The sequence below is a fragment of the Bacillus sp. JJ1521 genome (assembly GCF_036965165.1).
In the GTDB taxonomy this organism is placed as follows: domain Bacteria; phylum Bacillota; class Bacilli; order Bacillales; family Bacillaceae_L; genus Ferdinandcohnia.
Genome location: NZ_JBALOX010000158.1, coordinates 23,980 through 34,244 on the forward strand (window position 1 = coordinate 23,980; position 10,265 = coordinate 34,244).

Below are 10,265 nucleotides of genomic sequence, written 5' to 3' on the forward strand. Positions count from 1 at the left end.
TGAAAAAGGGAGGGGATAAAGATGATCGAAGAAGTAGTCATTTATTCGATTGCAATAGGGTTTATCATAAGTGTCATTCTCTCCCCCATTTTTATCCCTTTCTTACGTAGATTAAAATTTGGACAAAGTATACGTGAGGAAGGTCCTAAATCCCATCAAAAAAAATCGGGAACACCAACGATGGGCGGAATCATTATTTTAGTTTCGATTATACTTACGACAATTATTGTTTCGACTCGATTAGGGGAACTGTCGGTTACGACATATTTACTCTTGTTTGTGACATTGGGGTACGGGGTACTAGGTTTCTTAGATGACTTTATCAAAGTGGTATTAAAAAGGAATCTCGGTTTGACCTCCAGACAAAAATTGTTTGGTCAAATCATTATCGCAATCATTTTTTATTTTGTTTTTAAACAAAATAATTTCTCAACGGCAATTTCAATACCAGGGACAGATTTTGAGTTTGATTTGAAAATACTGTATGTCTTATTATTAATAATTTGGTTAGTTGGATTCTCCAATGCTGTTAATTTAACTGACGGCTTAGATGGATTAGTATCGGGAACTGCTGCTCTTGCATTTGGAGCATTTGCGGTATTAGCCTGGAATCAAGCGCAATATGATGTTGCCATCTTCTGTGTGGCTGTAGTCGGAGCTGTTCTTGGATTCCTTGTATTTAACGCAAACCCAGCAAAGGTATTCATGGGTGATACAGGTTCACTTGCACTTGGTGGTGCGATTGCAACGGTTGCCATTACGCTAAAGCTTGAAGTCTTGCTTTTATTAATTGGTGGCGTTTTTGTAATTGAGACATTGTCTGTTATTATTCAAGTTATCTCTTTTAAAACAACTGGAAGACGTGTGTTTAGAATGAGTCCATTGCATCACCATTATGAATTGGTGGGATGGTCCGAATGGCGGGTTGTTGTAACATTTTGGACGGTAGGCTTATTATGTGCGATTCTTGGAATTTATATCGAGGTGTGGATTTAATTGAAAAATACAAACAAATTTACGAACAAACATATATTAATACTTGGACTTGCCAAAAGTGGCCTTGCTGCTGCTAAGGTTCTTCATCATCATGGCGCCTACCTAACAGTCAATGACCAAAAGCCTTTTGAAGAAAACGAGGCTGCTCAGGAACTTGAAAAAGTAGGAATAAAGGTAGTTTGTGGAGGTCATCCAATTGAAATTTTGGATGATCATTTTGACTTTATTGTTAAAAATCCGGGGATCCCATATAGCAATCCACTCCTTGTAAAAGCGAAAGACAAAGGTATTCCGATTATTACAGAAGTGGAGCTAGCGTATCATATTACTCAGGCGGACTTTATTGGCATTACAGGCTCTAATGGAAAGACAACCACGACGACATTGATTTTTGAAATGCTAAAGTATGGTGAGAAATCTCCTTTGATAGCCGGAAACATTGGAACGGTGGCCTGTGAGGTTGCGCAAGAGGCGAAGAAGGAAAACATCATTGTTACGGAACTTTCTTCCTTTCAATTGATGGGAATAGAGGAGTTTGCACCCAAAATTGCCGTACTACTAAATATTTTTGATGCACATCTTGATTATCATGGAACGAAGGAAGAATACGTGAAAGCAAAGGCAAGAATCTTTGAAAACCAAACGGAAGCCGATTACAGCGTAATTAATGTCGATGACAAGGAAGTTGTAAGGGCAGTTGAGAGTGGTCAAGGTAAGAAAATCCCATTCTCAACTACAAGGGAATTACAAACCGGTGCTTATATTAAGGACCAGGCTGTTTATTTTGATGAGGAAAAAATCATCGAGATTAAGGATATTGTTTTACCTGGGGTCCATAATCTTGAAAATATTTTGGCTGCTGTTGCGGTTTCTAAGCTCGTTGCTACACCAAATAGTGCCATCATACAGGTGTTAACTACCTTTACAGGTGTTAAACATCGCCTACAATATGTTACTTCGATCCAAAATCGGAAATTTTATAATGATTCAAAAGCAACAAATATTCTTGCCACGAAAAAGGCCATTTCTGCTTTTAAACAACCGATTATTTTACTAGCGGGAGGGCTTGATCGTGGAAATGAATTTGATGATCTCATCCCTGAATTAACCGGAGTTAAGGCTTTGGTTCTGTTTGGTCAAACAGCGAAAAAGCTTGAACGAGCTGGGAAACTTGCGGGAATAGAATTTTTAAAAATTGTCGATAATGTTGAAGCAGCGGTAAAAGAAGCTTATGACCTTTCAAATGAGGGTGATGTCATTTTATTATCACCTGCTTGTGCTAGCTGGGATCAACATAAAACATTTGAAGAAAGAGGAGACATTTTTATAAACGCCGTGCATAAGCTTTAGTAAGGGCTTGGACAATCTAGAATTAGGCGTGCTTTGCGCTGAGCTTATTCCAGTCCTGAATCTAGAATGTAGAGGTGTTTTAATTGTGACCCAAAAAACGACTCCAGATATCATTTTAATTATTACAACACTTACACTTTTAGCAGTTGGCTTGATTATGGTGTACAGTGCCAGTGCGATATGGGCTACATATAAATTTGATGATTCGTTTTTCTTTGCTAAAAGACAGCTCCTATTTGCGAGTGTTGGAGTCATTGCAATGTTTTTCATTATGAATGTAGACTATTGGACATGGAGAACTTGGGCAAAAGTTCTCATCATTATATGTTTTGTCTTATTGGTTGCAGTATTAATCCCAGGAATCGGAATGGAACGTAACGGTTCACGAAGCTGGATTGGAGTCGGCGCATTTTCCATTCAACCTTCAGAATTTATGAAATTGGCGATGATTGCCTTTTTAGCAAAATTCCTTTCCGAAAATCAGAAGAAAATTACGTCCTTCAAAAAAGGTTTAATGCCATCCTTGTCTCTTGTTTTTCTAGCATTCGGGATGATTATGATACAGCCGGATTTGGGGACTGGAACAGTTATGGTCGGTACTTGTATCGTGATGATTTATGTTGCAGGAGCAAGAATCTCCCACTTTGTAGGATTGGGCTTAATCGGTGTGGCAGGTTTTGTAGGCTTAATTTTATCAGCCCCATATCGGATTAAGCGAATCACTTCCTTCTTAGACCCATGGGAAGATCCATTAGGAACTGGGTTTCAAATCATTCAATCCCTTTACGCAATCGGTCCGGGCGGTTTGTTCGGTTTAGGCTTAGGACAAAGTAGGCAGAAGTTTTTCTACCTGCCTGAGCCACAGACAGACTTTATTTTTGCAATCCTTGCAGAAGAATTGGGCTTTATTGGTGGTTCCTTTGTCATTATATTATTCAGTATTTTACTATGGAGGGGCGTTAGGATTGCATTAGGCGCACCTGATTTATATGGAAGTTTTCTAGGAATCGGTATTATTGGAATGATAGCGATCCAGGTTATTATAAATATCGGAGTTGTTACAGGTCTAATGCCAGTAACGGGAATTACTCTTCCATTTCTAAGTTACGGGGGATCATCCTTAACCTTAATGCTTATGGCAATCGGAGTCCTTTTAAATATTAGCAGGTATTCAAGGTATTAACACAAAATCACATGAATATATGTTATACTTATAGAAAAGTTTAACCCTGTTTACATGAACAGGGTTAAATTAATTTTTAACGATATAACTTCCAAACGGGAGGAAATGAACATTGAAAATTGTTGTTAGCGGTGGAGGTACAGGAGGTCATATTTATCCTGCACTTGCCTTAATAAAAGAAATAAAAAAGCTAAACCCTTCTGCTGAATTTCTTTACATAGGAACTGAAAAAGGATTAGAAAGTGGTATTGTAAGACGCGAAGGAATTCCTTTTAAAACGATTCATATCACTGGGTTTAAACGAAAGCTTTCCTTTGAAAACCTTAAAACAATCACGCGTTTCCTAAAAGGTGTCAGTGACAGCAAAAAATTGATCAAAGATTTCAAACCAGATGTGGTTATTGGAACAGGCGGTTATGTTTGTGGACCAGTCGTTTATGCAGCATCTAAATTGCATATCCCTACAATTATTCATGAGCAGAACGGTATTCCAGGACTTACCAATAAATTTTTAAGCCGCTATGTTGATAAAGTGGCAATTTGCTTTGAAGAAGCGAAAAGCTTCTTTCCTAATGAAAAAGTCATTCTTACAGGAAATCCAAGAGCTTCTGAAGTCATTGGAAAAGATGGTCGAGCGGGTAGAGAATCTGTTGGTCTTAACAGTTCCCAAAAATCTGTTCTCTTAGTGGGAGGAAGTAGAGGAGCGAAGCCTCTAAATGATGCTTTTTTAAATGCATTATCTGAAGTGAAGGAAAAGGATTATCAATTTCTTTATGTAACAGGTGAGGTTCATTATGAAAATGTACTTAACCAGGTAAAGGCAGTTGGAAATCCTGATAATGTTATAATCAAGCCGTTTATTCATAATATGCCAGAGGTACTGGCTGGTGTGGATCTTGTTGTTGCTCGTGCAGGTGCAACGACATTAGCTGAGTTAACTGCCTTAGGTCTACCAAGTATCTTGGTGCCAAGTCCATATGTGACAAACAATCATCAAGAGAAAAATGCAAGATCCTTAAGTGATAAAGGGGCTGCGATATTACGGCTTGAAAAGGATTTAAATGGTCCTCAGCTTATTAAGGACATTGACTCCATCCTTTTAAATCGAATGAAACTTGAGGAAATGAAGAAAGCATCTTCACAAATCGGTATACCAGACGCTGCAAAACGGCTATACGATGTAATGAGTGAACTAATCTAATTTCTAGCTCCGTGTACCTTGGGCTTTTCTATTTTAGGCGAATGTACCATGAAGCTCATGTGGAGCATATACTACATTATGATTGTTCAGAGTGAAAATGCTGATAAAGGAGGTTAATATGGACAATATTGTAAAGGAACTTCAAGAGGCTAGTGTTGGCAAGGTTTTAGTGGATGAGCCTTTATCAAAGCATACAACGATTAAGATTGGCGGACCAGCTCAATTTTTTATCGAACCAAATAGTATTGCTTCATTAAAAAAGACGCTTGAAATTATTAAAAAGCATGGCATTAAATGGCGCGCAATCGGAAGAGGGTCAAATCTCCTCGTTTCCGATAAAGGGATTGAAGGTGCTGTCATTAAATTAGGGAATGGTATTAACCATATGGAACTCGATGGTACTATACTAACTGTTGGTGCCGGCTTTTCAATTGTAAGTCTAGCAGTACAAATTGCAAGAAAAGGATTATCAGGACTTGAATTTTCAAGTGGGATACCAGGTTCTGTTGGTGGTGCTGTCTATATGAATGCTGGGGCACACGGTTCAGATGTATCCAAAGTATTAACGAAAGCCCATATCCTATTTGATGATGGTAGCCTTGAATGGCTAACAAATGAGGAAATGGAATATTCCTACCGTACCTCAATCCTTCAAAAAAAGCGACCTGGAATTGTGGTGGAAGCAACATTTCAATTAACAGAGGGGAATAAAGAAGATATTTCGGCCGTTATGAAGAAAAATAAAGACTATCGAAGGGATACCCAACCATGGGACCTTCCATGTGCCGGAAGTATATTCCGAAATCCACTTCCCAATTATGCCGGACAATTAGTTGAAAAATCAGGCTTGAAAGGTTATTCCATTGGCGGAGCAAAGATTTCTGATATGCATGGAAACTTTATTGTCAACGCTGGAAATGCAAAAGCCCAAGATGTTCTTGATCTAATTGAATTTATAAAAGAGAAAATTTACACGTTACATGGTGTGCGAATGGAAACCGAAGTTGAAATAATTGGTCGAATGTAGACAGTTTCTACACCCATTTCTTAGGAAAATATGATATAATACAATAACATGTATGTGTTACTGTACTGGTGGATAAACGGCATGTGTACATGCCGTTTATTCTTTCGTTTTAAGCATTTTTATGAATTAATAATTCTTACAAATAAACTGATTAAACATACATAAATTTGTAATTCTAGGACCTTTCCTAGAGCGGGGTGAATATATTTGGCAAAGCAAAAGGTTGTTACAATAGAAGATCGAATTCCAAAGCTTAAGCAACGAAGAAAACAAAAGGCTAATCGACGTCTGATTATGTATATTACCTTTTTCTTTTTCTTGCTTTCCGGAATTCTATATTTCCAATCTCCTCTAAGTAAAATTGGCGAAATCAACATTACTGGCAACCAAAATATCTCATCCGACCAAATAGTAAGTTTAAGTAAATTAGAAGTTGGGACAAGCTTTTGGAAGGTCAATAAAGATACAGTTATCCAAAACATTAAAAAACACCCTGAAATTAAGGAAGCAACAATTGAAAAAAGACTTCCAAATCATATTGTGTTAAATGTTGGCGAATTGAAAAGGGTAGGATATATAAGTGGGCAAAATACTTTTTATCCAATCCTTGAAAATGGGGAAATTATTGAAAAACCGCATGAGTACGGTTCAAAAGCAATTCCAGTGGATGCACCAATATTAGTTGACTGGGAAAATGATGCCTTAACATTGCTTGCGAAGGAATTGAAAAAAGTGCAACCATCGATTTCAAAGCTCATTTCAGAAATTCATCATACACCGACAGAGTATGATCCTCTTCAGATGACGCTATATATGATAGATGGATATGAGGTGAAGGCGACCGTAAGAAATTTTGCGAATAATATTATGGCTTATCCAACGATCATAAGTGAATTAGATCCGTCTCTTAATGGATATATTGAACTAGATGTTGTGCCCACATTTATCCCCTACGAATACGAGGACACCGATGAAGATGAGGAGATGGTAACAGGTGAAGGTGAAGGGTAAGTACGTCATTCTCTCATTTGTTTGCTTAGTCCTGGGCTTTATGATTTCATTCTCGTACCAATATACAAAGGAACAACTGGAATCAAATCGGGTAACTGAACAACAATGGAATGAAGAAGCTAAAATTCGAACAGAGCTGAATGATCAAAACGAAAAAAATAATGAACTACAATTAAAATTGATTGAAAAGCAAAATCAAATTAAGGCCATTGAAGAAGAGCTTGCAAATGAGGAACAGGAACAGATTTATTTCAATCTTGTTGAGGAAGTAGAAAAATACCGTATGGTTGTAGGGGAGATTGGTGTAAAAGGTCCGGGAGTTGTCGTTACACTTGAAGATTCCTCTTACGTACCTTCGGGTCAGGATGTAAATAATTATTTAGTTCATGAAAGTCATTTATTCAAGGTTATTAATGAACTATACGTTTCGGGTGCACAAGCGGTTTCCGTTAATGGAAAGAGACTAAGTCATGATTCTTATATTTATTGTAACGGACCTGTTGTTGTCGTCGATGGTAACCCTTTTCCAGCCCCTTTTGTAATCTCAGCAATCGGTGATCCAAATGTACTAGTGCCCGCCTTAAATATGAATGGAGGAATTACTGACCAATTAATACAAGACAATATTGTTGTGAAAATCGAAAACAAGGCACAACTTCAAATGGATCCATTAATTAATGCAAAAAAATAAGAAACGCTTGATGTTTTGCTATAGAAATGAAGGTGGTTTTATTGGACAAAAAAACAGGCATCAGCTTCACGGTCATTGCGTGTATAATAGGGTTTATGGTTGCTGTCCAATTTCAAACCATCCAAGAACCTGAAGTACGTGATACCCGTGATTTATGGGAATTACGTGAGGATTTAAAGCAATCCCAAGAATTATATACAGAGCTTTTGACAAAAATTTATACATATGAGGCGAAGTTAGAACAATATGAAAGCAAGCGTGATGATAGTAAAATACTGATTCTTAAGGATACCCTTGATGAATTAAAGAAAGAAGCCGGGCTTACACAAGTTTCTGGTCCTGGAATCACGATTACCGTTGAGCAATCGTTCAATGAGGCTGGTAAACAAGCCGCCACTATAACCCCAAGTTTGTTGAGATGGTTAGTAAATGAATTAAATTCCTATCAAGCAAAGGCGATTTCAATTGATGGCCACCGAGTAATTGCCACCACGGTGATTCGGGAAATTCAAGGAAGACCGAAAATCGATTCGTATACCATAAGTCCTTTGCCAATTGAAATAAAAGTCATTGCTGATGATGCAGAACGACTTTACAATAAGCTAAAAGCATCGGAAGCAGAGCGTCAGTTTTTCATAGACAATTTGCGTTTGAAAATATCAAAGCCAAGTAAAGTCGTTTCGATACCTGCTTATGACGACCCTATTAGGATAACTGAAATGCAACCTAATATGGAATCAGATAAAAAGTGATAAAGGTGGAACAAAGTCATGTGGCTCCCAATTTTCGGTCTAATAGTCGGAATCATCCTCGGACTGTTATCGGAATTTAAAATTCCAGCAGAGTATTCAAATTATTTATCAATTGCGGTTTTAGCAGCACTTGATACATTATTTGGTGGTATTCGTGCACATCTACAGAATATTTATGATCAGTCTGTCTTTGTTTCTGGTTTCTTTTTTAATATTTTATTGGCAGCAAGTTTAGCTTTTCTAGGTGTACATCTTGGTGTAGACTTGTATTTGGTAGCCGTTTTTGCATTTGGAGTGAGGCTTTTCCAAAATATTGCGGTTATTAGACGAATAATTTTATCCAAATGGAGCCTTTCTCGTGATAAAATAGAAAAAAATTAATTTTTAATAAAGGGAAAATCCCTATGGTTGTTGAATATTTTTCATATGATTATTTTTTTCAGTTAGGTTTTTAAACCAAACTGAAAAAAATAATACGCCTCCGGCGGATGCCACAGATTTTCAAAGGAAACTTTTCGAGCTTAGGATCAAAGACTAAGAACGCCACGTCCTGTGGCAACGTCTTTGTGACCCACATAATGTGGGCCTAAAAAATCTGGGCGCAAATAAGCCAAGGCATATTGGATTTCATGAATATATGAAAAATAGCTGCTGTTGTTCGAAAAGATATTTAAATGTGTTATGTGAAAAAGGAGGTGCCACAGAATGAGCAGCAATGAAATATGTGTTAGTCTTGACATCGGTACATCCAATGTTAAGGTTATTATCGGTGAAATGGTTGATGATTCTCTTAACATAATAGGTGTGGGTAATGTTAAATCAGAAGGTTTGAAAAAAGGTTCAATTGTAGACATAGATGAAACCGTTCATTCTATTAAAAAGGCAGTTGAGCAAGCAGAAAGAATGGTAGGCATTTCTATTAATCAAGTAGTCGTATCTGTTCCAGCGATTAATGTACAGTTACAAGATGCCCACGGAGTTGTGGCAGTTTCTACTGAGTCTCGTCAAAACCGTGAAATAAGTAATGAAGATGTCCTACGTGTAATCGATGCCGCACAATTTATTTCTCTACCACCAGAAAGAGAAATTATCGATATGATTCCAAATCAATTTATTGTGGATGGATATGATGAAATTAGTGATCCACGTGGTATGTTAGGTGTAAGACTTGAAGTGGAAGGTACCATTATTACAACTTCACGTACAATCTTACATAACCTGCTTCGTTGTGTAGAAAAAGCTGGCCTTGATATCGCAGCAATTTCTTTACAGCCTCTTGCATCAGGTTCGATCTCATTATCAGATGACGAGAAAAACCTTGGAGTTGCTCTCGTTGATATCGGTGGAGGTTCTACTACGATTGCACTTTTCGATAATGGTTACTTAAAAGCAACAAGTGTCTTGCCTCTTGGTGGTGACCATATTACAAAGGATTTAGCAATTGGTTTGCGCACATCTACTGAAGATGCAGAGAAAATTAAAATTAAACATGGACATGCCTTCTATGATGATGCTTCTGATGAAGAAGTATTTAATGTTCCAATTATTGGCAGTGATCAACAAGAACAATTCACCCAATTACAAATTTCTGAAATCGTCGAAGCTAGACTAGAAGAAATTCTACAATTAGTTCAAAAGGAAATTAAGAAAATGGGTGTAGGAGATCTTCCTGGTGGCTTTGTTCTTACAGGTGGTGTAGTCAACATGCCTGGAGTATTAGAGCTATCTCAAATTGTGTTACAAAGTAATGTTCGAATTGCAAAGCCTGACTATATTGGAGTCAGAGAACCACAATATGCTACAGGTGTTGGTTTATTGCAGTTCGCTTATGAACAAGCAAGAGTTCAAGGAAGAAAGATTAGCACGACGGTCCAGGTGGAAAGTCCTGAAAAAAGACCATCTAGACAACCTCAGGCGAAAAGTCACCCTAAAAACTCAAAAGAAGAACAAAACATTGGGAAAAAGGTTAAGAGGTTTTTTGGTCTCTTCTTTGAATAAATAAGTTTAACTTTATTCAGAAGAGTTTCTTCATGGGCATGAATGTAATAGAATAC

At 37.4% G+C, this 10,265-nt stretch carries 10 protein-coding genes; all 10 read left to right on the forward strand.

Going from position 1 to position 10,265, the window contains the following annotated elements:
- The first annotated feature begins 21 nt into the window (after positions 1-21).
- The 10 genes from mraY to ftsA all read left to right on the forward strand — a co-directional run bounded on the left by mraY (position 22) and on the right by ftsA (position 10,209).
- The gene (gene mraY / locus V7147_RS19415) at positions 22-996 is read left to right on the forward strand and encodes a phospho-N-acetylmuramoyl-pentapeptide-transferase (RefSeq protein ID WP_335369464.1); all 975 of its coding nucleotides are present in this window, start codon (positions 22-24) and stop codon (positions 994-996) included.
- Positions 997-2,346 (forward strand): UDP-N-acetylmuramoyl-L-alanine--D-glutamate ligase, encoded by a 1,350-nt coding sequence (gene murD, locus V7147_RS19420; protein ID WP_335369465.1) that lies wholly within the window; start codon positions 997-999, stop codon positions 2,344-2,346.
- 82 nt (positions 2,347-2,428) lie between these two features.
- Positions 2,429-3,529, forward strand: coding sequence for a stage V sporulation protein E (gene spoVE / locus V7147_RS19425; RefSeq protein WP_335369485.1), 1,101 nt, complete (start codon positions 2,429-2,431; stop codon positions 3,527-3,529).
- A 112-nt stretch (positions 3,530-3,641) separates the two neighbouring features.
- The gene (gene murG / locus V7147_RS19430) at positions 3,642-4,730 is read left to right on the forward strand and encodes an undecaprenyldiphospho-muramoylpentapeptide beta-N-acetylglucosaminyltransferase (protein ID WP_335369466.1); all 1,089 of its coding nucleotides are present in this window, start codon (positions 3,642-3,644) and stop codon (positions 4,728-4,730) included.
- A gap of 118 nt (positions 4,731-4,848) precedes the next feature.
- Entirely contained in the window at positions 4,849-5,757 is a 909-nt protein-coding gene (murB, locus tag V7147_RS19435) for a UDP-N-acetylmuramate dehydrogenase (RefSeq protein WP_335369467.1), read from the forward strand.
- 207 nt (positions 5,758-5,964) lie between these two features.
- Positions 5,965-6,768: a cell division protein FtsQ/DivIB gene (locus V7147_RS19440; RefSeq protein WP_335369468.1), complete on the forward strand. Its 804-nt coding sequence runs from the start codon at positions 5,965-5,967 to the stop codon at positions 6,766-6,768.
- On the forward strand, positions 6,752-7,459 hold the full coding sequence (locus V7147_RS19445; RefSeq protein ID WP_335369469.1) for a DUF881 domain-containing protein: 708 nt from the start codon (positions 6,752-6,754) through the stop codon (positions 7,457-7,459). Before V7147_RS19440 ends, V7147_RS19445 begins: the two co-directional genes overlap by 17 nt.
- Positions 7,460-7,500: 41 nt before the next feature.
- Positions 7,501-8,211, forward strand: coding sequence for a DUF881 domain-containing protein (locus tag V7147_RS19450; protein WP_335369470.1), 711 nt, complete (start codon positions 7,501-7,503; stop codon positions 8,209-8,211).
- Positions 8,212-8,229: 18 nt separating this feature from the next.
- Positions 8,230-8,592 (forward strand): small basic family protein, encoded by a 363-nt coding sequence (locus tag V7147_RS19455; RefSeq protein WP_010282644.1) that lies wholly within the window; start codon positions 8,230-8,232, stop codon positions 8,590-8,592.
- A 324-nt stretch (positions 8,593-8,916) separates the two neighbouring features.
- A complete protein-coding gene (gene ftsA / locus V7147_RS19460) occupies positions 8,917-10,209 on the forward strand; it encodes a cell division protein FtsA (RefSeq protein WP_335369471.1) in 1,293 nt (430 codons plus the stop codon).
- The last annotated feature ends 56 nt before the right edge of the window (positions 10,210-10,265 follow it).

What these genes read in the sequence shown, in the direction of transcription:
- mraY (WP_335369464.1), top strand. Translation starts at nt 22, where the DNA reads ATGATCGAAGAAGTAGTCATTTATTCGATTGCAATAGGGTTTATCATA.
- murB (WP_335369467.1), top strand. Translation starts at nt 4,849, where the DNA reads ATGGACAATATTGTAAAGGAACTTCAAGAGGCTAGTGTTGGCAAGGTT.
- V7147_RS19455 (WP_010282644.1), top strand. Translation starts at nt 8,230, where the DNA reads ATGTGGCTCCCAATTTTCGGTCTAATAGTCGGAATCATCCTCGGACTG.
- ftsA (WP_335369471.1), top strand. Translation starts at nt 8,917, where the DNA reads ATGAGCAGCAATGAAATATGTGTTAGTCTTGACATCGGTACATCCAAT.